Here is a 19573-nt window from a genome sequence, read left to right as displayed (position 1 = left end):
GGCCGAATTCGACTGTCGCACTGGTTCTCCTGGGAGGTCGACGGGGAGGTCACCCGGTGTATCGCCGCGGCCGCCGACTTTGTGAACATCGAAGTTCACAACGTGAAGACCTCCCCGCGCACCGGGATCCGCAGCTGCTCGGCACGCCCGGCGTAGGCGAACACCCGCTCGAGATAGTCCAGGGATTCGCTGAAGTGACCCCAGCCCTCGGCGTGCACGGCCACGACGAGCGCGTCGCCGAGGATCGCGGCGGCCTCGACGGCGGTGCGCGCGTTGAGGGTGACGTCGCTGTCGCCGAACCGGCCCACGTTGGCGGCGCCGATGTTGAGCACCGCGACATCGATGCGCCCGACCCGTTCGGCGATCTCGCGCACGAGGTCCACCGAGGCGTTGTCCCCGGACACGTACACCGTCGGCTCCCCCGGCGCCCGCAGCACGAACCCGGTGACCACGCCGCTGAGCGGCTCGCATCCCTCGGGCCCGTGCAACGCGGGCACCGCGGTGACCTCCACCGCGCCCACGGTCACGCGCTCCCACGGCACCAGCCCGCGCACGCCGTCGATCCGGGCGGCGGCGTCGGGGGTGGAGAGCACGGTGTCCACCCGGCCGAGCAGCGCGCGCCCCGCGGTGTCGAGGTTGTCGGCGTGCTGGTCGTGCGAGAGCAGCACGACGTCGATCGCGCCGATCCGCTCCAGCGGCACGGCGGGGCCGCTGAGCTTGTGCAGGGTGATGGGGCCGGGGTAGTCGCCGGGCTCGTCGAAGGTGGGGTCGGTGAGCCAGGTCAGGCCGCCGTAGCGGAAACGCAGGGTCGGCCCGCCGACGTGCAACGCGTCGAGAAGGGCGGGCCGGGTGATGGTCTCGGTCATGCCGATCACTCTGCTCGGCTCCGGGCGGGGCAAACAGTGGCCCCCAGGCCATGCATCGCTAAGATCGGGCCATGCGTTCGGTCGCGGTCATCGCCTTCGACGGGATCAGCCCGTTCCACCTCTCGGTGCCCACCCTGGTCCTCGGCCGCTCCGGCACCGGCGCGCACGGCACCGGCGCGCCCTACGACGTCGCGGTGTGCGCGGAGACCACCGGCACCCTGGCCACCGCGGCCGGTTTCGACATCACCGTGCGCCACGGTCTCGACGCGATCGCCGCGGCGGACCTGGTCGTCTTCCCCGGCTGGGAGCGCGGGCGCGGCGTCTCGCCCGCGCTGCGCGAGGCGGTGCGCGCCGCGCACGCCCGCGGCGCGCAGCTGACCGGCCTGTGCCTCGGCGCCTGGGCCATCGCCGACACCGGACTGGCCGACGGCCGCGTGGTGACGACCCACTGGGCCGCCGCCGAGGACCTGGCCCGCGCCTATCCGCGGGTGCGGGTCCGCGCCGACACCCTGTGGACGGACCTGGGCGATCTGCTCACCTCGGCGGGCGTGGCCGCGGCGCTGGACTGCTGCCTGCACATCGTCCGCAAGGACCACGGCGCCCGGGTGGCCACCGAGCTGGCCCGCGACCTGGTCACCGCCCCGCACCGCAGCGGGTCACAGGCCCAGTTCATTCCCGTCGCGGTCCCGAACGGCGATCCCGACGGCGACGACCTCGAGCACGCCATGGTCTGGGCGCGCACCCACCTCGACGCCACCTTCGACCTGGACGCCTGGGCGCGCACCGCGCACATGTCCCGGCGCACCTTCACCCGCCGCTTCCGCGCCCGGACCGGCACCAGCCCGCAGCAGTGGCTGTTGCAGCAGCGCACCGACCGGGCCCGGCTGCTGCTGGAGACGACCGACGACACCGTCGACCGGATCGCGGGCGAGACCGGTTTCGGCAGCGCGGTGTCCCTGCGGCACCACTTCCACCGGGCCCTCGGGGTGGCGCCCGCCGTGCACCGGGCCCAGTTCCGCGGCACCGTGGCGGGAACCGGTACCGCCGGTCCCGGGCGGTGAGTATGTTGACGACCATGATCATCAAGGTGACCGGGTTCGCCCCGGAGATCGACGAGGCCGCCTGGATCGCGCCGAACGCGACCGTCATCGGGCGGGTGCGCCTGGGCGCCGAGGTCGGCATCTGGTACTCGGCCGTGCTGCGCGGCGACCTCGAGCAGATCACGGTCGGCGCCCGCACCAACATCCAGGACGGGTGCGTCCTGCACGCCGATCCCGGCTTCCCGCTGACCGTCGGCAGCGGGGTCTCGGTGGGCCACAACGCGATCCTGCACGGCTGCACCGTCGGCGACGACGTGCTCGTCGGCATGGGCGCCACCGTGCTCAACGGCGCGGTCATCGGCGAGGGCAGCCTGATCGCCGCCAACGCCCTCATCCCGGAGGGCGCGGTGATCCCGCCGAACTCCCTGGTCGCGGGCGTGCCCGGCAAGGTGCGCCGCGAGCTGACCCCGGAGCAGCGCAAGGGCATCGAGCTCAATGCCGCGGTGTACGTGCACAACCTGGCCAATCACCGGGGCGCCGAGGTGCTGTGAGAGCAGCCACACCGGACAAATGACCAGTAGGCACCGCTGATAGCATTTTTTCCGTGTACCGCGTCCGGCCATGAGCTCCACGGCCGCCAACGGGTACGCGGCAGGAGGTATCACGGTGGCATACGCGCAGACCGGTGTGCACCGATCGGGGGGCCGCATGAGCGTGGCCGACATCGCGTCCGAACCCGGTGGTCTCGAGGCACTCCAGCGTCGGGTCCACGAGTTACGTTCGCGCGGGGTCCATTTCGCCGCCAACGCCATCGAACAGGAAATGGCGGCGCTGGACCTGCCGAATCGGTGAGGACACGTCGCGGCGGCCGCGGGCTGGGATACTGACACTCGCCGACCCCGACCGCCGCGATCGTGAAGACCGGAGACCCGATGCCCACCGTCTCGTCCATCCTGGCGCGAATCCTGGACACCCCGCTGCCCGACGGGGAGAAGCTCCTCGACAGCGCCCGGTCGGCGTTCCTGGATTTCGGCATCCGGCGCACCAGCATGGGCGAGATCGCCCGCAGGGCCGGGATCAGCCCGGCGACCCTCTACCGGCGATTCGAATCCAAGAACGACCTGGTCGAGGCGGTCGGCGTGCGCGAGGCGCAGCACTACATCGCCGCGATCGAGGAGCGGGTGCGCGCGGTCACCGATCCCGAGGACCAGCTGGTGGAGATCTTCGCGACCTTCGTGGCCACCATCGCGGGCAGCGAGCTGCTGCGCCGCCTGCTCGGCACCGAACCCGAGACGATCCTGCCCCGGCTGACCACCGGCGCGGGCCCGGTGCTCGCGGTCGGCCGCGAATACCTCGCCGACAAGCTGCGCGAGCTGCGCGCCCACGTCGACGTCCCCGACTTCGATCCCGACCTCGTCGCCGAGGTCATGGCCCGCCTCGCGCTGTCGCTGGCGCTGACCCCCGACGGCCTCATACCGGTGCACGACCCGGAGGAGGGCCGCCGCTTCGCCCGGCGCACCCTGCTGCCGATGGTCGGCATCCACCCCGCTCAGTGAACCCCGAACGCCGCCGCCACCGCCTCGTCCACGCCCGCCGCGGCGGGATCGGCGCCGTCCTCCACCACCGCGCGCACGCGCTCGACGATCGCGGCCGCGCCCGCCCCCGCCGGGTCGGGCAGGGGTAGGCGCGCGACGTACTGGGTGATCCAGCGCCGCCTGCCCGAGTACAGCCGGTTTCCGCACACCGCGTCGTAGAACCGCACGCCCAGCGCCGAATTCGCCACGCCCATCAGCAGATACGCGGCGTCGTCGGCGTCGCCCGGCAGGCGAAGGCCGGGCAGCGAGATCCAGTAGCAGTCCCCGTTGACCACCGCGCCGGACCGGTCGAGGGCGAAGCGCGGCAGCGGACTGATGTCGGGGAAGACGACTTTGGGCTCCCGCCACAGATGCGGCCGCTGCGGCACCCAGATCTCGAACCACTGCCTGCCCCCGTCGAGCACGTAGTGCCGGGACTCGAGCACCTCCCGGTGGGACTCCAGATAGGCGGCGGCGGTGGGGAACTCGGCCAGGTCGACGGTGACGCGCCGCTCCGCGGTCGTGTCGTAGGGGTAGAGCACCCGCAGGGACTCGTCCGGGGTGATCCGCCACGGTTGCAGGTGATCGTGGGTCAGCAGGGGACGCAGGAGTTCGGGTTCCGGCGCCGGGGCGCGCCGGTCCCAGTCGTCGCCGATGAAGACCGCGTCTGCGGTGGTCTTGATCCCGACCCGGATGCGGGCGACGTCGCCGAACGTACGCCAGGTGTGCGCGGCGACGCGGTCCAGCCAGCGCTCGGTGGCGGGGTGGGCCAGGCGCCAGGGGTCGCCACCGGGGCGGGTCGCCGGGTCCACGGAACGCGCCGTGCCGTCCGCGCGGGCCGGGATCGCGGACCGCGCGCCGAGCACGGCCGTCGGTGGATGCGCAGGCGCCTGGCGCGCGAGCGTCCCGACCCGGACGGCGTAGGTGTGCCCGTTGTGGGCGGCGAGGCCGTCGGCGGCGCCGAGCAGCGCCTCGAACAGGGTCCTGTCGTCGCCGGCGGCGCCCGCCGTCTCGTAGGCGGCGACGAAGCGGCAGTCCGGCGTCCCGGACCGGGTCGCGATGGTGATCGCGGGCAGGACCGCGGCGCTGAACAGCTTCGTGTCGCCGAGGTCGTAGAGCTCCACCGGCGACAGCTCCCCCGAGAGCAGGGCGCGCACATTGGCCCCGGCGCGCGTGGTGAGGAACCGGTTGGCGCACAGCAGCCCGAGCACCCCGTGGCCGGACAGCAGCTCCGGCGCGGCCGCCACGAAGGGATGGGTCAGATCGATGCGCCCGCGCAGGCCGAAGCGCCGGCTGAGCAGGCGCGCCGTCGCCGCGCCCAGCTGCTGGGTGCGCACGTACGGCGGATTGGTGATGATCGCGTCGAACGAGCCGGGGGCCAGCGAGCGGGCGCCGGCGAGGAAGTCGCCGCGCCGCCAGCGGGCCTCGATTCCCTCGGCCTCCGCGCGGCGGGCCGCCGCGGCCACGGCGGCGCCGTCGAGGTCGAATCCGGTCAGCTCCACGGTCGTTCCGCGCGCGAGCAGCTGCCGGGCCAGCTGCAGCAGCAATTCGCCGTCGCCGCAGGCGGGATCGAGCACCCGCACGCGCCCGCCCGGCGGCAGGTGGGCCGCGGTCCGGGCCGCGAGGAACTCCGCCAGCGCGGGCGGCGTGTAGTGCCTGCCGTGGCGCTTGCGGTCTCGCACCTGCCGGGTGGGTGCAGCCATACCTGGGCATTCTGCACGCGCGCCGTGGATTTTCGGTGTGGCGTTCCCCTGCGCGTCGCGGAATGCTAATTTGGTCTCAAAATGAGACCGCCCAGGCGGCCTAGCGAAGGAGCCGGCGTTGACCGCTTTCCAGACCCTGCGCACCCTGCTCGACGAGCGCTGGACCTGCCGCCAGTTCCGCCCCGACGAGGTCCCCCGCGAGACCGTCGACGAACTGCTCGCCCTCGCCCAGCGCACCCCGTCCTGGTGCAACACCCAGCCGTGGCAGGTGGTGGTGACCTCCGGCGCGGCCACCGACCGCTTCCGCACGGAACTGCTCGCCCACGCCGAGAAGTCCGGGCTCGTCACCGATTTCGAGTTCCCGGCCCAGTACACCGGCGTCTACAAGGACCGGCGGCGCGAGTGCGGGTTGCAGCTCTACCGGAGCGTCGGCATCGAACGGGGTGAGCACGAGAAGACGCTGCGCCAGATGCTGCGCAACTTCGAGCTCTTCGACGCCCCGCACGTCGCGATCGTCACGAGCGAGGCCGACCTCGGCGTGTACGGCGCCGTCGACTGCGGGCTGTGGCTGGAGAGTTTCCTCCTCGGCGCCCAGGCCCTCGGGCTCGGCGCCGCCCCGCAGGCCGCGCTGGCCTCCTACTCCGGCTTCGTGCGCGAGTTCTTCGGCCTGCCCGATCACCGCAAGGTGGTCTTCGGCGTCTCCTTCGGGTACCCCGACCTCGAGCATCCGGTCAACGGCTTCCGCACCCACCGCGCCGATCCCGCCGACGCCGTCACCTGGGTGACCGACTGAGCGGCCTCACCCCGCCGCGGGCGGGTCGAGCACCATGCCCGGCCCGGCCTCCGGCGTGATGTCGCGCGCGGTCAGTTCCTGCCCGCACCCGTCGCATACCAGGTGCGCGTGGCCCTCCCCGCCGCATCCGGTGTGCGTGTAGCGCACCGGCGGCCCGTCCGGCGCCATGTAGGCGTCACCCCAGTCCCGGATCGCCATGAGGATCGGATAGATGTCGTGCCCCTTGGCCGTGAGCCGATACTCCTCGTGCGCCCCGCCCTCGGCCCGGCGCTTCACCAGGATCCCGTGCTCGATCAGCCGGTCCAGCCGATCCTGCAACCGGCTCCGCGAGATCCCCAGCGCCGCCTGGAACGCGTTGAACCGCCGCACCCCGCTGAAGCAGTACTTCAGGATCAGCAGCGTCCACCGGTCCCCGAAGATCACCAGCGGCCGCGTGATCGAACACGGGACGTCGGCGAGTTCCTCATAGCGCACGCAGCCATTATGCGCCTTCCGCCGCGGTCGCTGCGGCCCTCGCGGCCGGGGCGCCGTTCATTGCCGCGCGGTGTCCATCCGCAGGAACTCCGAGATCCGCAGCAGCCGGGGCGGCCTCGCGACGCTCGGCGGGAGGAGCCGCCGCGCCTCGTCCGCGCCGAGGACGCGCGGCGCGGTGAGGTCGAGTTCGCGGCCGTCCACCCGCAGCCGGGCGCCGCCCGCCGCCAGGACGTTGCGGACCCAGTCCGCACGAGACCCGTAGACCAGGACGAACAGATAACCGCCGTCGACGGGGTGGGCGTCGAGCGGCGTGTGGAACGCGCGGCCGGAGGATCGGCCCACGTGGGTGAGCACCGGCCAGGTACCGCTCGCGACGGCCCGTGGGTTGAAGACGCGCTTGTTGACATGCCCCCACCACAGCGGCATCGGCATGGGGGTCTCCTTTCGTCGAACCGGGTCGCCTTACGCCTGTAAGGCGAACTTACACTTGTAAGGTTGGCTTACGCTCGTAAGGCTGTCAATGCCCGAGGAGTCCGCCGTGCCACCACGTCCACTCAGCCGCGACCGCATCGTCGCCGCGGCCGTCCGGGTCGCCGACCGGGGCGGCGCCGACGCCATCACCATGCGGCGCGTCGCCCAGGAACTCGGGGTCGAGGCGATGTCGCTCTACCACCACGTCCCGAACAAGGACGCGCTGCTCGACGGCGTGGTGGACGCGGTCTTCGACGCGATCGACCTCCCGCCCGCCGACGCCCCCGACTGGCGTACCGCCCTGCGCGCCCGCGCGGCCTCCGCCCGTACCGTCCTGTCCCGCCACCGCTGGGCCCTCGGCCTGCTGGACTCCCGCCGCCACCCCGGCCCCGCCACCCTCCGCCACCACGACGCCGTCCTCGGCGTCCTGCGCGCCGCGGGGTTCTCCCTCCCCGCCGCCGCCCACGCCATCTCCCTGCTCGACAGCTACCTCGCCGGCTACGTCCTCCAGGAGACGAGCCTGCCCTTCGACACCCCCGCCGACGTCCACGACGTCGCCGACACCCTCCTCGCCACCCTGCCCCCCGACCGATTCCCCCACCTGCGCGAAATGATCACCGACCACGCCCTCCGCCCCGGCTACGACCACACGACCGAATTCGACTACGGCCTCGACCTGATCCTGGACGCCCTGGAAGCCCGTCGCACGACGGAGTGACGCCGGTGCTCACGCGTCCCGAAACCCGCTGGCCGCCCGGACCGCCGGACCCTACGATCCCGATATGACGCATCACCGGCGGCTCCGTGCCTCTCCCGACCACGGCGCGGGCGGGTTCCGGTGGTGGCGCACCGCCGGATCGGAGCACGCGGTCGAGGCGACCGTCGCCGACCGGAACCGCGGCATCGCGGCCCGGGGTCTCGCCGAGGTCGACGCGACCCCGGCCGCCGTCCCCGGTTCGGTGCCCGCGTGACCGACGTACCCCTCTGGGCCGCGCCCGGCACCCTGGCCGGACTGATCCAGCGTGGTCACGGGGCGGGCAGGTCCGCTGCGCGGTCCGATCCCGCGTGGGCGGGCGCGCTGGTCCTCGCCTGCCTCACCGACGATCCCCGGTGGGACCAGCAGATCGAGGAACGCGGCTGGTACTACGCCACGCTGGCAATGGACTGCGGGGTCCCCGCCGAGCGGATCGGCGCGAGCCTGCGCGGTCTGCCGCGGCCCCCGGCCGGGTACGCCGACCACGGCGGCGCCCTCGTCGTCGACGTTCTGCAACACCTCGCCGCGCGCGGCGTCCCCGGCGCGATACCGAGCCTCCTGGATTATCTGCGGTCGGGTCGCCGGCTCGATCTCGCCCTCGACGCGCTGCTGCCCTTCGCCGCGCACCCGGAGGCGTCCGGCCTGCTGGACGACCTCCTCGCCGTCGCCGACGACGAGACCCTGCGCGACGCCCTCGCCTTCCGCCGCGACCTCGCCCGGGCACCGTGGTCCGACTGGCGCGACGCGTCCCCGCGGATCGACCGCGCGATCGCCGCGACCGCACGACCCCGAGCGGAGACGACGACCTCCGCGGACCGCGGAGCCTTCCAGGCGGCGGCCCGCGCAGCGGTCCTGCGGGCGATGCGCGCCGCGAAACTGCCACGCCTGCCGGACGTTCCGGCCGGTGCGTGCTGGGAGGCGGCGTTGCTGGCGCACGGCGCGGAATTGCTGCAGGACGACGATCTCGCGCCCGCGGTACGCCGGACCGTCCGGAATTCGCTGCGCGCCCTCCGCTCGCCGGATGCCCTGCGCTGGGCCCGGTCCCACGCGTTCTCCCGCGGCCCGGTGTCGGCGACTGCGCGATCGATGCTGATCACCCTGGCGGAGCCGGCGGACGGACCGGCCCTGGCCGCCCGGCTCGCCACGGCGCTGGCCGACGACGACATCTACACCCAGTGCGATCTGGTGCCTGCCCTGGGCCGGATCCGCTATCAGCCCTCGGTCACCACCGTGTCGGCGCTGTTCGACACCACGGGCTACTCCTATCTCCGTGCCCGAGCGGCGGTCGCGCTCAGCCGGATGTCGCCGGCGTTCGGGCCGACGCGGGCGATCGAGTGCCTCGACGACAGCGACTCCGGGACGAGGGAACTCGGCGCGAGGTTCGCGGGACGCGAGGCGCGGGAGCGGCTGTACGAGGCCGCGCACGACCCCGCCGAGGCCGATACCGTCCGGCGCGCGGCGGCGGCACGGCTCGCGGGGTGGGATCAGGACCGCACGTCACCGCCGGACGAAGGCGGACCTTCCGGAGCCTCGATCGACCTCCGCTGACCGCGTTCCTGCCGCTCAGCCCGCCGGCTCCGCTTCCACTCCACGTAGTCCCCCAGCGGCAGATCCGGCCACTTACGCCAGCTCAGGCGGCGTCGGGCCGTCGCGTAGACCCTCAGTTCGCCGCGTTCTGCCATGTCCAGGGACAGGACACCGGTGGCGAGGGTGAGCGCGGTGCGATCGCTGCGGCGGTCGGCGCGGTGCAGGCGGCTGCGGGTCAGTGGGATGCCCTTGCGGGAGCCTTTGTCGTTCTCGCCGTAGGCGTTGCGGCGGTCCTTGACGTAGCTCAGTGCCTTCTTCTCCTGCGGAGTCCGTCTGCGAACCATCTTCTCCCCTGTCGAGTTCCGAGAGGACGGTACGGAATTTCGGCCGCCGCGGCATCCGAATATCGCGGTGCCCACAGCAGAAGGCCGCCGTGCCCCTATACGGGGAGCCACGGCGGCCGCGTACTGCGCCGGTCAGGTGATCACAGCGGGATATTCTTGTGGTGACTCGCGCGGGCCGGGGCCGCGGCCAGGGCGGCGGCGAGGATGCTGCGGGTCTTGGCGGGGTCGATGACCTCGTCGACGACGCCGATGGCGACGGCCCGGTCGACGCCGCCCGCGATCTTCTCGTGCTCGAGGGTGAGGCGCTCGTGCAGGGCCTCGCGCTCCTCCTCGGGCGCGGCGGCAAGCGCCTTCTTGTGCAGGATGCCGACGGCGGCCTTGGCGCCCATGACGGCGACCTCGGAGCCGGGCCACGCGTAGACGGCGGTGGCGCCGAGGGCGCGGGCGTTCATGGCGATGTAGGCGCCGCCGTAGATCTTGCGGGTCACCAGGGTGACGCGCGGGACGCGGGCCTCGGCGAAGGCGTGCAGGAGCTTGGCGCCGCGGCGGACCACGCCCTCGTACTCCTGGCCGACGCCGGGCAGGTAGCCGGGGACATCGGTGACCACGATCAGCGGGATGCCGAACGCGTCGCACAGGCGCACGAAACGCGAGGCCTTCTCGGCGCTCTCGGAGTTGAGGCAACCGCCCAGCCGCAGCGGGTTGTTGGCCAGCACGCCGACGGTGCGGCCACCGAGGCGGCCGAGGCCGACGACCATCGAGCGGGCGTAGCCGCCCTGCAGCTCCTCGAAGGAGGATTCGCCGTCGACGTTGTCGAGCAGCTCGTGGATGATCGGCTTCACGTCGTAGGCGCGCTTGGGCGACTCGGGCAGCATCGCCTTGAGGTCGATGTCGCCGTGCGCGGCGGCGGCCAGGTCGAATTCGCCCTGTTCGGCGAACATCGAGACCAGGCGGCGGGCGCGGTGCAGGGCGTCGGCCTCGTCGTCGGCGGCGATGTGGCAGACGCCGGACTTCTTGAAGTGGGTGGTCGGCCCGCCCAGAGTCGCCATGTCGACGTTCTCGCCGGTCACCGAACGCACGACGTCCGGACCGGTGACGAAGACACGGCCCTCGGGGGCCATGATGACGATGTCGGTCAGCGCGGGGCCGTAGGCGGCGCCACCGGCGGCGAAACCGAGCACGACGGAGATCTGGGGAACCAGGCCGGACGCGCGGACCATGGCCTCGAAGACCAGGCCGACCGCGTGCAGGGCCTCGACGCCCTCGGCCAGGCGAGCGCCACCGGAGTGCCACAGGCCGACGACCGGGATGCCGGAATCGATGGCGGTGTCGATCGCGTCGACGATGTGCTTGCAGCCCTCCACGCCCATCGCGCCGCCCATGACGGTGGCGTCGGAGCAGTAGGCGACGGTGCGGACGCCGTCGACCTCGCCGATCGCGGCCAGCACGCCGGACTTGTCCCTGGGGTGCAGCGGGAGGATGGTGCCGGGGTCGAAGAAGCGCTGGAGCCGGCCGAGCGGATCACGGGGATCGGTGGTGGTGTCTGCAAACGCGGGAGCAATGATCGTCATCGCGTTCTCTCCTACCTGGTTGTCGAGATGTACAACGCCGCTGCCGAACGCCGGTGGGAACCGACCGATTCAGTTGGATCCCACCGGCGTTCGCGAGCAGTCGTTCGTCCGGGTCAGGCCCGGCCGAAGGCGAGCGCGACGTTGTGCCCACCGAAACCGAAGGAATTGTTGATCGCGTACTCGATCTCCTGGCGGCGGGCTTCGCCCTTCACCACGTCGAGGTCGATCTCGGGGTCCTGGTTGTCCAGGTTCAGCGTCGGCGGGACGATGCCGTCCCGGATGCTGAGGACGGTCAGCACCGACTCGAGCGCGCCGACGGCGCCGATCGAGTGGCCCAGCGCCGACTTGGGCGCGTAGACCGACGGGTGGTTGCCGACCGCCTTGTTGATGGCGTTCGCCTCCGCGGTGTCACCGATGGGGGTGGCGGTGGCGTGCGCGTTGACGTGGGTGATGTCCTGCTTGGACAGACCGGCGGTCTGCATCGCGCGGGTCATCGCCCGGGCCGCGCCGGTGCCCTCCGGGTCCGGGGCGACCAGGTGGAAGCCGTCGGAGGTGATACCCGCGCCCAGCAGACGGGCGTGGATGGTGGCACCGCGAGCCTTCGCGTGCTCCTCGGTCTCGATCGTCATGAGCGCGCCCGCCTCGCCGAAGACGAAGCCGTCACGATCCTTGTCGAACGGACGCGAAGCACCCTTGGGGTCGTCGTTGCGGGTCGACATGGCCCGCATCATGGAGAAGGCCGCGATCGGCACGGAGTCGATGAAACCCTCGACGCCGCCCGTGACGACCATGTCGGCGTCACCCATCACGATCATCCGCCACGCGTTGGCGATGGCTTCCGAACCCGACGAGCACGCCGAGACCGGAGTGACCACTCCCGCCCGGGCCTTCAGCTCGAGACCGACAACGGCCGACGGACCGTTCGGCATGACCATCTGAACAGCCAGCGGGGAGATCTTGCGATAACCGCCGTTCTTCAGCTTGTCGACCGAATCGATGAGCGCGTCGCCGCCGCCGAGGCCGGTACCGATCGCCACGCCCAGTCGGTCGGGATCGACCTCCGGGCTGCCGGCGTTCTTCCAGACCTCACGACCGAGTACGGTCGCCAGCCGTTCGACATACGCCATCCGGCGGATCTCGACCCGGCTCAGCAGGGTGTCGGGGTTGACCTTGAGATGACCGCCGATACGGACGGGCAGGTCGTATTCCTCGATGAAGGAATCCTCGAGAACGTCGATACCGCTCTCGCCGTTGAGGAGTCCCTTCCACGTCGCATCGACGTCACCCGCGATCGACGTCGTCGCAGCCATGCTCGTGACGACGACGTTCGGGAAGTTCCCGTTCTTGGTGGAAGGAGTGGTCACTGTTTCGGCCTCTACTCGGCGTCGAACTTGGCCTTGAGCTCCGCGGCGGCGTCGGAGTTCTCCGCCTCGAGCTTCTGGATGTAGGCGACCGCGTCGCCCACGGTCTTCAGGCTGGCCAGATCCTCGTCGGGGATCTTGACGCCGTACTTGTCCTCGGTCTGCACAGCGATCTCGACCATGGACAGCGAGTCGATGTCCAGGTCATCGACGAAGGACTTCTCGATGGTCACCTCGGAGGGTTCGATACCCGTAACCTCTTCGATGATCTTGCCGAGCTCCTCGACGATCTGTTCCTGGGTCAGAGCGGCCACTTCGTGGCTCCCTTCTTGTTCCTTGGGGGGTGGGGCTTCTTCTGGTTTGTCGTTCCGGGGCGGCCGATAGTTATCGTCGCTCCGGTCACGGTCACACACTTCGTCGTGTGGGACCGCCGGGGGAAAGCTAGCCGGAGACGGTCAGCTCGCCCAACGCGGGGAGGTCTTCGGGGGTCTTCAGGGCCAGATTGGGCACGCCCTTCAGCTCCCGCTTGGCGATACCGACGAGGGTGCCCGCCGGGGGCAGCTCGGCCACGGCCGAGACGCCCGCGGCGCGCACGGTCTCGGTGCACAGGTCCCAGCGCACCGGACGGGTGACCTGCGCGGCGAGCTTGTCGATCGCGTCCTTGCCGGAGGTGACCGGCTCGCCGTCGGAGTTCGACAGCAGGACGCGCGTCGGCTCGCCGGGCGAGATCTGCGCGATGGCCTCGGCGACAGCATCCTGGGCCGGGGCCATGAAGGCGGTGTGGAACGCACCGGCGACGGGCAGAGCGCGGACCCGTGCCTTCTCCGGCGGGTTCGCGGCGAGCTCCGCCAGAGCGTCCAGGCGACCCGCGGCCACGATCTGGCCGACCGCGTTGCGGTTGGCCGGGACGAGATCGAGCTCCGCGAGCCGTGCGAGCACGGCGGCTTCGTCGCCACCGAGCACTGCGGACATTCCGGTCGGCTCCAGCGCGCACGCCTTGGCCATCTCCCGGCCGCGGATGGCGGCCAGGGTCACGGCCTCGTCGGCGGAGATGACTCCGGCGACGGCGGCGGCGGCGAATTCACCGACCGAGTGCCCGGCGACGATGGTATCGGCCGGAAGCGTTTCCGGGGCGATTTCGGCGAACGCCAGCAGCGCGGCCGCGACGACCAGCGGCTGGGTGACGGCCGTGTCGACGATCTCCTCCGCGGTGGCGGTGGTGCCGAGACGGACGAGGTCGAGGCCGGCGGCCTTGGACCACAGCTCGAGACGATCGGCCGCGCCGGGGAGGGCGAGCCAGGGCGCGAGCATGCCCGGTGTCTGGGACCCCTGTCCTGGGGTGAACAACGCGATCACTCCAATAGACAACACTGTGAGGCAGGTCTCCGGAGATGTCGGCGCGAATGAAGCTTCCGATCGGCTTTTGTAGGTGTTCCACAAAATCCGAGGTGGGCTGTCCCGATCGACCGATTCGGTTTAACCGTTACAGGGAATCTTGTCCCACTGTGGTGGGTGGGGCCTCTGCGGCGGAGGGAGACGATTCGTTATGCGTTCGTGTCAATCGACCCACTGTGGCTGCGATTCGGAGCACATACGCGTCCCGCGGGTTCATCGGATCACGTCCGGTAATCTCCCCGATCCGTTTGAGACGGTACCGAACGGTATTTGGATGGACGTACAGCTGACGGGCGCACGTTTCTACTGCTCCACCACAATCCAGATAGGCGTCCAATGTGTCGGACAACGAAGATCCGGCAGTCGCCAACGGGAGCACAACATACTCGTTCAGCGCCTCCACCGCAGCTCTGTCGCCCAGCAGGGCGCGTTCGGGCAGCAGTTCGGCCGCGTGGACCGGCCGCGGCGCCCCGCGCCAGCCCACCACGGCCTCCATGCCGGCCAGCGCCTCGTTCGCGCTCGCGTGCGCGGCGCCCAGGGTGCGCATGGTGGGACCGATCACCACCGGGCCCTCCGAGAAGACGTCGTCGAGCAGATCCTGCAGGAACGCCGAGACCGGGCCCGCCTCCCCCAGGTGCCCGCTGACCACCATCACCAGCCGCGAGCCCTGCACCACCGCCAGGGCCGCGCGCCCGTGCCGGGAGGCGATGGTGTGCACGGCCCCGACGGTCGACACGCCCTGATCGGCGGGCGGGGTGCCGACCAGCACGGTCGCGGGCGCCGTGGCGTCCCAGTTGAGCGTGGCGGCCCGCGAGAGCATGTCCGGGCCGGTGTCCCCGCGGACCACCGCGTCGACCACCAGCGCCTCGAGGCGGGTGTCCCACGCGCCGCGCGACTCCGCCGCGCTGGCGTAGACCGAGGCGGCCGCGAAACCGAGCTCGCGCCCGTACCGCAGCACCGCCTCGGTCAGGGCGACCAGCTGCCGGTCGTTGCGCGCCAGCGCCGGCAGCCACTGCTCGAAGAAGTCCATGGCGACCCGGACCATGTCCACGGTCTGGCGCAGCGTCAGCCGCCGCGCCAGATCCTGCGGGATGACCTGGAACGCGTCCAGGCTGAAGCGGATGTCGGACTCCGGGTCCTGGAGCCACTCCAGGAAGTTCACCACCGCGGTCTGCACCAGCATCTGCACGCCCGCCCGCTGGGCCGCGTCCAGATCGGCGAAGAACGGCAACCGGTCCTGCATCGCACCGACCGCCTCCGTCGAGAGGCGTCCCGAGAACTGCTTCACCCGTTTGAGCAGGGTGTCGGGCAGCGGATCACGGGTCTGCCGATTCGGGGACAGCGCCCCGGTCGGTAGGTAGACCTCGTGTTCGCTGGTTGCTTCGGTGATCCGGCGGGGCCGCGGCGGTTTACGCTCCACAGTCCAATAGTCCGCTACGCCAGTTCTTCGGGTGCGTCCGCGGCCGGTTTCGGCGCGGCGGCCACGTCGTCGATCCGGTACTTCGCCGCGGCCTCGAGCAGCTTCGCCCGGTCGAACGTGCCCTCCTTGACCAGCCCGGAGATCACCGCGACGACGATGGACTCGGCGTCCACGTTGAACACCCGGCGCGCGGCCGGGCGGGTGTCGGAGAAGCCGAAGCCGTCCGTGCCGAGGGTGACGTAGTCGCCCGGCACCCACTGCCGGATCTGGTCGGAGACGGCCCGCAGCCAGTCCGAGGCGGCCACGATCGGGCCCTGGGTGGGCGCCAGCGCCTCGGTGACGTACGGCGTCTCGGCCTCCCGGTCGGGGTGCCGCAGCGCCGCGATCTCCTTCTCCACCGCGTCGCGGCGCAGCTCGCCGAACGAGGTCACCGACCACACGTCGGCCGAGACGCCCCAGTCCCGCGCCAGGATCTCCTGGGCGCGCAGGCCGTCGGGCACGGTCACGCCGGAGACCAGGATCTGCGCCCGGACGCCGGTGTCGCCGCCGCGCCGGTACAGGTACAGGCCCTTGAGCAGGCCCGCCACGTCCAGGTTCTCCGGCTCGGCCGGCTGCTGGTAGGGCTGGTTGTACAGGGTGATGTAGTAGAAGACGTTCTCCCCGCCGAAGGTGCCGACCTCCTGCGGATGGGTGCCCGGCTGCTCGGTCGGGGCCGGGGTGCCGCCGCCGTACATCCGCCGCAGGCCGTCGCGCACGATGTGGGCGATCTCGAACGAGAAGGCCGGATCGTAGGTCACCGCCGCGGGGTTGGTGGAGGCCAGCAGCAGCGAGTGGCCGTCGTTGTGCTGCAGGCCCTCGCCGGTCAGCGTGGTGCGCCCGGCCGTCGCGCCGAGGACGAAACCGCGGGCCAGCTGGTCGGCCGCGGCCCACAGGCCGTCGCCGGTGCGCTGGAAACCGAACATCGAGTAGAAGATGTAGAGCGGGATCATCGGCTCGCCGTGCGTGGCGTAGGAGGTGCCGACGGCGGTGAACGACGCGGTCGAGCCCGCCTCGTTGATGCCCTCGTGCAGGATCTGCCCGACCGCGGACTCCTTGTAGGCCAGCATCAGTTCGGCGTCGACCGAGGTGTAGAGCTGACCGTTGCGGTTGTAGATCTTCAGCGACGGGAACCACGAGTCCATGCCGAAGGTGCGCGCCTCGTCCGGGATGATCGGCACGATGCGCTTGCCGATCTCCTTGTCGCGCAGCAGCTCCTTCATCAGCCGGACCAGCGCCATCGTGGTCGCCACGTTCTGCTTGCCCGACCCCTTGCGCACCGAGCGGTACGCCTCGTCGCCCGGCAGCTGCAACGGCTTCGCCGCGCTGCGCCGTTCGGGCAGGAACCCGCCCAGGTTCTTGCGCCGGTCCAGCATGTACTGGATCTCGGGGGCCTCCATACCGGGGTGGTAGTAGGGCGGCAGGTACGGGTCCCTCTCCAGCTCCGCGTCGGTGATCGGGATGCGCTGCAGGTCGCGGAAGTCCTTGAGGTCCTGCAGGGCCAGCTTCTTCATCTGGTGGGTGGCGTTGCGGCCCTCGAAGTGCTTGCCCAGGGTGTAGCCCTTGATGGTCTTGGCCAGGATGACCGTCGGCTGGCCCTTGTGCGCCATCGCCGCCGCGTAGGCCGCGTAGACCTTGCGGTAGTCGTGACCGCCGCGCTTGAGGTTCCAGATCTCGCTGTCGGACATGTTCGCCACCAGCGCCTTGGTGCGCGGGTCGCGGCCGAAGAAGTGGTCGCGCACGTAGGCGCCGTCGTTGGCCTTGTAGGTCTGGTAGTCGCCGTCGGGGGTGGTGTTCATCAGGTTGACCAGCGCGCCGTCGCGGTCGGCGCCGAGCAGCGCGTCCCACTCCCGGCCCCAGACCACCTTGATGACGTTCCAGCCCGCGCCGCGGAAGAACGACTCCAGCTCCTGGATGATCTTGCCGTTGCCGCGCACCGGGCCGTCCAGGCGCTGCAGGTTGCAGTTGATGACGAAGGTCAGGTTGTCCAGCGCCTCGTTCGCCGCGACCTGGATCAGGCCGCGCGACTCCGGCTCGTCCATCTCGCCGTCACCGAGGAAGGCCCACACGTGCTGGTCGGAGGTGTCCTTGATCCCCCGGTCGTGCAGGTAGTGGTTGAAGCGCGCCTGGTAGATGGCGTTCATCGGGCCGAGGCCCATCGAGACCGTCGGGAACTCCCAGAAGTCGGTCATCAGGCGCGGGTGCGGGTAGGACGGCAGGCCGTGGCCGGGGCCGCCGTGGCTGTATTCCTGGCGGAAGCCGTCGAGCCGGTCGGCGCCGAGGCGGCCCTCGAGGAAGGCGCGGGCGTAGATGCCGGGCGAGGCGTGGCCCTGGATGAAGATCTGGTCGCCGCCGCCGGGATGGTCCTTGCCGCGGAAGAAGTGGTTGAAGCCGACCTCGTAGAGGGCCGCCGACGAGGCGTAGGTGGAGATGTGACCACCGACACCGATGCCGGGCCGCTGCGCGCGGTGCACCATGATCGCGGCGTTCCACCGGATCCAGGCGCGGAAGCGGCGCTCGACCTCCTCGTCGCCGGGGAACCAGGGCTCGTTCTCGGTCGGGATGGTGTTGACGTAGTCCGTCGAGGTCAGCGCGGGAATCGAGACGCGGCGCTCACCGGCGCGCTCGAGCAGGCGCAACATCAGGTAGCGCGCGCGGCCCGGACCCTCCCGGTCCAGCATCGTGTCGAACGATTCGAGCCATTCGCTCGTCTCGTCGGGGTCGATGTCGGGAAGGTAGGACGCCACTCCCTCGCGGATGACCCGCACGCGCTCGCCCGCCGGTTTGCCGGTGCCCCCCGACCCGTTGGTGGAGGCGGCTTTCCCGTCGTCGGCGGAAGGCGCGGAAGCTGCAGAGTGGATGAGGTCGGTCAAGATCTGCTCCTCGGAAACTGGGGCTGTACAGCTGGTGGCGTCGTAATCCCCGGGCGGTTCACAAGGGTCGGTGAATCGCCCGTTACGCAAGGTGGGCGCGTACCCCCATCCTTGCCGATGTGGGCCGCCCAGGCCATCATGGCAGCCGGATATCCAGTAGGTTCGGTGCAAAACGAGGTACCCCGCGGTAACTCGGCAGACCGCGCGGTACGAGGGAGATTCACGAACAGATGACGCTGCAGACACATCGCCTCGGCCTGCTGTGCGCGGGTGTGGCGGTGACCGTTGGCGCGGTCCTGGCCGGCTGCGGGCAGCAGGTGCCCGGCGCCGCCACCGCCGACGCCGCCGAGGTGGCCGCCTACAAGACCTCCGCGGCGGCCTCCTCCTCGGCCGCCGCCGCGTCGAAGGCCGCGGCCGCGCAGTCCAAGGCGATCAGCGACAACTGCACCGCGTTCCCGGTGACCACCGGCGTCGGCGTCACCAAGTACAACGAGTTCATCAGCGCCCACGACACCAACGCCCCCGACTACACCGCCAAGCGCGACGCCGCCGCGACCACCCTCGACGACGCCGCGAGCAAGGTGGAGGCGGGCGTGCGCGAGGCGGGCGCGAACCTGCCGCCGGACCTGGCCGCGAAGTTCACCGCCTACGCGACCGCGGCGCGGGAACTGGCGGCCGAGACCCGCAAGATGACCTACAACTCCCAGGTGGCCCGACTCAACGCCGCCAGCGTCAAGATCAACGACGCCCGCACGGCCGTGCACGACGCCTGCCCCAAGCGCTGAGCGGGGTCCGACACGCGACATACGCCCCCAATTCGTCCGATCAGCTTGCGCTGCGGCCGATAACCATGTTCGCTAGGGCCTATCTACCTACTGTCGGGACTCGAGGAGGACACCACCGTGGTCGCCGCGGCGGACGCGCAGAACTACGCTCAGAAGCTTGGCATCACGCACGGCCTCGTGGTCCAGGAGCTCGGCTGGGACGAAGACACCGATGACGAACTCCGTGCCGCGGTCGAGGAAACCAGCGGCGGCGAGATGGTCGACGAGGACTCCGACGAGGTCGTCGACGCCGTCCTGCTCTGGTGGCGGGAGGGTGACGGCGATCTGGCCGACGAGCTGATGGAGGTCATCAGCCCGCTCGCCGACGACGGTTTCATCTGGGTCCTCACCCCCAAGACCGGTCATCCCGGCCACGTCGATCCGGCCGAGATCGCCGAAGCCGCCCCCACCGCAGGCCTGACCCAGACCTCGACGATCAGTCTCGGAGCCTGGACCGGCAGCCGCCTCGTCCAGCCGAAGGCACCGTCCAAACAGCGCTGAGCCGAATCCGTTCGCTAAGGTCTCAGCCGGACGAGCACGCTCGGCT

General features: G+C 71.1%; 21 protein-coding genes. 10 read left to right on the top strand and 11 right to left on the bottom strand.

The window, feature by feature from the left end:
• Positions 1 to 95: 95 nt before the first annotated feature.
• Positions 96 to 866, bottom strand: coding sequence for an MBL fold metallo-hydrolase (locus tag ON36_RS07555; RefSeq protein WP_052313730.1), 771 nt, complete (start codon positions 864 to 866; stop codon positions 96 to 98).
• A 71-nt stretch (positions 867 to 937) separates the two neighbouring features.
• Between ON36_RS07555 and ON36_RS07550 the strand changes: the two genes are divergently transcribed.
• The 4 genes from ON36_RS07550 (at position 938) to ON36_RS07535 (ending at position 3462) form a co-directional block, all read left to right on the top strand.
• On the top strand, positions 938 to 1927 hold the full coding sequence (locus ON36_RS07550) for a GlxA family transcriptional regulator (protein WP_043649498.1): 990 nt from the start codon (positions 938 to 940) through the stop codon (positions 1925 to 1927).
• Between the two features lie 14 nt (positions 1928 to 1941).
• The gene (locus ON36_RS07545; RefSeq protein ID WP_174377546.1) at positions 1942 to 2457 is read left to right on the top strand and encodes a gamma carbonic anhydrase family protein; all 516 of its coding nucleotides are present in this window, start codon (positions 1942 to 1944) and stop codon (positions 2455 to 2457) included.
• Positions 2458 to 2614: 157 nt separating this feature from the next.
• Positions 2615 to 2758 carry a hypothetical protein gene (locus tag ON36_RS07540; protein WP_245557971.1) on the top strand — a complete coding sequence of 48 codons (144 nt, stop codon included), beginning with the start codon at positions 2615 to 2617 and terminating at the stop codon, positions 2756 to 2758.
• Between the two features lie 80 nt (positions 2759 to 2838).
• Positions 2839 to 3462 carry a TetR/AcrR family transcriptional regulator gene (locus ON36_RS07535; RefSeq protein ID WP_043649516.1) on the top strand — a complete coding sequence of 208 codons (624 nt, stop codon included), beginning with the start codon at positions 2839 to 2841 and terminating at the stop codon, positions 3460 to 3462.
• On the opposite strand, the gene ON36_RS07530 is transcribed toward ON36_RS07535, so the two are convergent.
• A complete protein-coding gene (locus ON36_RS07530; protein ID WP_043649493.1) occupies positions 3456 to 5183 on the bottom strand; it encodes an Eco57I restriction-modification methylase domain-containing protein in 1728 nt (575 codons plus the stop codon). The genes ON36_RS07535 and ON36_RS07530 overlap by 7 nt on opposite strands.
• Before the next feature lie 118 nt (positions 5184 to 5301).
• Here ON36_RS07530 and ON36_RS07525 point away from each other — a divergent pair, with 118 nt between their 5' ends.
• Positions 5302 to 5976 carry a nitroreductase gene (locus ON36_RS07525; protein WP_043649490.1) on the top strand — a complete coding sequence of 225 codons (675 nt, stop codon included), beginning with the start codon at positions 5302 to 5304 and terminating at the stop codon, positions 5974 to 5976.
• Positions 5977 to 5982: 6 nt separating this feature from the next.
• Here the strand turns inward: ON36_RS07525 and ON36_RS07520 are convergent, their stop codons facing one another.
• Both ON36_RS07520 and ON36_RS07515 read right to left on the bottom strand, forming a co-directional pair.
• Positions 5983 to 6450, bottom strand: coding sequence for a winged helix-turn-helix transcriptional regulator (locus ON36_RS07520; protein ID WP_043649487.1), 468 nt, complete (start codon positions 6448 to 6450; stop codon positions 5983 to 5985).
• A 57-nt stretch (positions 6451 to 6507) separates the two neighbouring features.
• Positions 6508 to 6882, bottom strand: coding sequence for a nitroreductase family deazaflavin-dependent oxidoreductase (locus ON36_RS07515; protein ID WP_043649485.1), 375 nt, complete (start codon positions 6880 to 6882; stop codon positions 6508 to 6510).
• Between the two features lie 88 nt (positions 6883 to 6970).
• Here ON36_RS07515 and ON36_RS07510 point away from each other — a divergent pair, with 88 nt between their 5' ends.
• The 3 genes from ON36_RS07510 to ON36_RS07500 all read left to right on the top strand — a co-directional run bounded on the left by ON36_RS07510 (position 6971) and on the right by ON36_RS07500 (position 9223).
• Positions 6971 to 7639: a TetR/AcrR family transcriptional regulator gene (locus ON36_RS07510; RefSeq protein ID WP_043649482.1), complete on the top strand. Its 669-nt coding sequence runs from the start codon at positions 6971 to 6973 to the stop codon at positions 7637 to 7639.
• Positions 7640 to 7703: 64 nt separating this feature from the next.
• On the top strand, positions 7704 to 7892 hold the full coding sequence (locus ON36_RS07505; RefSeq protein WP_043649479.1) for a hypothetical protein: 189 nt from the start codon (positions 7704 to 7706) through the stop codon (positions 7890 to 7892).
• Complete coding sequence (locus ON36_RS07500) at positions 7889 to 9223, top strand: hypothetical protein (protein WP_043649476.1); 1335 nt, start codon at positions 7889 to 7891, stop codon at positions 9221 to 9223. Before ON36_RS07505 ends, ON36_RS07500 begins: the two co-directional genes overlap by 4 nt.
• Here the strand turns inward: ON36_RS07500 and ON36_RS34595 are convergent.
• The 7 genes from ON36_RS34595 to aceE form a co-directional block, all read right to left on the bottom strand.
• Positions 9160 to 9546 carry a hypothetical protein gene (locus ON36_RS34595; RefSeq protein WP_157224810.1) on the bottom strand — a complete coding sequence of 129 codons (387 nt, stop codon included), beginning with the start codon at positions 9544 to 9546 and terminating at the stop codon, positions 9160 to 9162. The two genes, ON36_RS07500 and ON36_RS34595, sit on opposite strands and share 64 nt — an antisense overlap.
• A gap of 140 nt (positions 9547 to 9686) precedes the next feature.
• Complete coding sequence (locus tag ON36_RS07495) at positions 9687 to 11117, bottom strand: acyl-CoA carboxylase subunit beta (protein WP_043649475.1); 1431 nt, start codon at positions 11115 to 11117, stop codon at positions 9687 to 9689.
• 113 nt (positions 11118 to 11230) lie between these two features.
• Entirely contained in the window at positions 11231 to 12481 is a 1251-nt protein-coding gene (locus tag ON36_RS07490; RefSeq protein ID WP_043649472.1) for a KasA/KasB family beta-ketoacyl-ACP synthase, read from the bottom strand.
• Between the two features lie 11 nt (positions 12482 to 12492).
• Positions 12493 to 12792 (bottom strand): meromycolate extension acyl carrier protein AcpM, encoded by a 300-nt coding sequence (gene acpM, locus ON36_RS07485; RefSeq protein WP_043649469.1) that lies wholly within the window; start codon positions 12790 to 12792, stop codon positions 12493 to 12495.
• A gap of 127 nt (positions 12793 to 12919) precedes the next feature.
• On the bottom strand, positions 12920 to 13834 hold the full coding sequence (locus ON36_RS07480; RefSeq protein ID WP_043649462.1) for an ACP S-malonyltransferase: 915 nt from the start codon (positions 13832 to 13834) through the stop codon (positions 12920 to 12922).
• A 127-nt stretch (positions 13835 to 13961) separates the two neighbouring features.
• The gene (locus ON36_RS07475) at positions 13962 to 15263 is read right to left on the bottom strand and encodes a PucR family transcriptional regulator (RefSeq protein ID WP_083884968.1); all 1302 of its coding nucleotides are present in this window, start codon (positions 15261 to 15263) and stop codon (positions 13962 to 13964) included.
• 44 nt (positions 15264 to 15307) lie between these two features.
• Positions 15308 to 18202 (bottom strand): pyruvate dehydrogenase (acetyl-transferring), homodimeric type, encoded by a 2895-nt coding sequence (gene aceE, locus ON36_RS07470; protein WP_043649460.1) that lies wholly within the window; start codon positions 18200 to 18202, stop codon positions 15308 to 15310.
• Positions 18203 to 18432: 230 nt separating this feature from the next.
• On the opposite strand from aceE, the gene ON36_RS34155 reads away from it, so the two are divergent.
• Positions 18433 to 18987, top strand: coding sequence for an Rv2240c family protein (locus ON36_RS34155; RefSeq protein ID WP_043649454.1), 555 nt, complete (start codon positions 18433 to 18435; stop codon positions 18985 to 18987).
• A gap of 117 nt (positions 18988 to 19104) precedes the next feature.
• Entirely contained in the window at positions 19105 to 19527 is a 423-nt protein-coding gene (locus ON36_RS07460; RefSeq protein WP_043649451.1) for a DUF3052 domain-containing protein, read from the top strand.
• Positions 19528 to 19573: the final 46 nt, after the last annotated feature.

It is taken from the genome of Nocardia thailandica NBRC 100428, from assembly GCF_000308795.1.
Taxonomy (GTDB): domain Bacteria; phylum Actinomycetota; class Actinomycetes; order Mycobacteriales; family Mycobacteriaceae; genus Nocardia; species Nocardia thailandica.
Note: the sequence above shows the minus strand (reverse complement) of the source record. Positions and strands in the feature narration are given on the sequence as shown.

Coding starts and splice junctions, on each gene's coding strand:
- ON36_RS07535 (WP_043649516.1), top strand. CDS start 2,839: ATGCCCACCGTCTCGTCCATCCTGGCGCGAATCCTGGACACCCCGCTG.
- ON36_RS34155 (WP_043649454.1), top strand. CDS start 18,433: ATGACGCTGCAGACACATCGCCTCGGCCTGCTGTGCGCGGGTGTGGCG.
- ON36_RS07515 (WP_043649485.1), bottom strand. CDS start 6,882: ATGCCGATGCCGCTGTGGTGGGGGCATGTCAACAAGCGCGTCTTCAAC.
- ON36_RS07530 (WP_043649493.1), bottom strand. CDS start 5,183: ATGGCTGCACCCACCCGGCAGGTGCGAGACCGCAAGCGCCACGGCAGG.
- ON36_RS07550 (WP_043649498.1), top strand. CDS start 938: ATGCGTTCGGTCGCGGTCATCGCCTTCGACGGGATCAGCCCGTTCCAC.
- ON36_RS07545 (WP_174377546.1), top strand. CDS start 1,942: ATGATCATCAAGGTGACCGGGTTCGCCCCGGAGATCGACGAGGCCGCC.
- ON36_RS07540 (WP_245557971.1), top strand. CDS start 2,615: ATGAGCGTGGCCGACATCGCGTCCGAACCCGGTGGTCTCGAGGCACTC.
- ON36_RS34595 (WP_157224810.1), bottom strand. CDS start 9,546: ATGGTTCGCAGACGGACTCCGCAGGAGAAGAAGGCACTGAGCTACGTC.
- ON36_RS07495 (WP_043649475.1), bottom strand. CDS start 11,117: ATGACGATCATTGCTCCCGCGTTTGCAGACACCACCACCGATCCCCGT.
- ON36_RS07505 (WP_043649479.1), top strand. CDS start 7,704: ATGACGCATCACCGGCGGCTCCGTGCCTCTCCCGACCACGGCGCGGGC.
- ON36_RS07510 (WP_043649482.1), top strand. CDS start 6,971: ATGCCCGAGGAGTCCGCCGTGCCACCACGTCCACTCAGCCGCGACCGC.
- ON36_RS07555 (WP_052313730.1), bottom strand. CDS start 866: ATGACCGAGACCATCACCCGGCCCGCCCTTCTCGACGCGTTGCACGTC.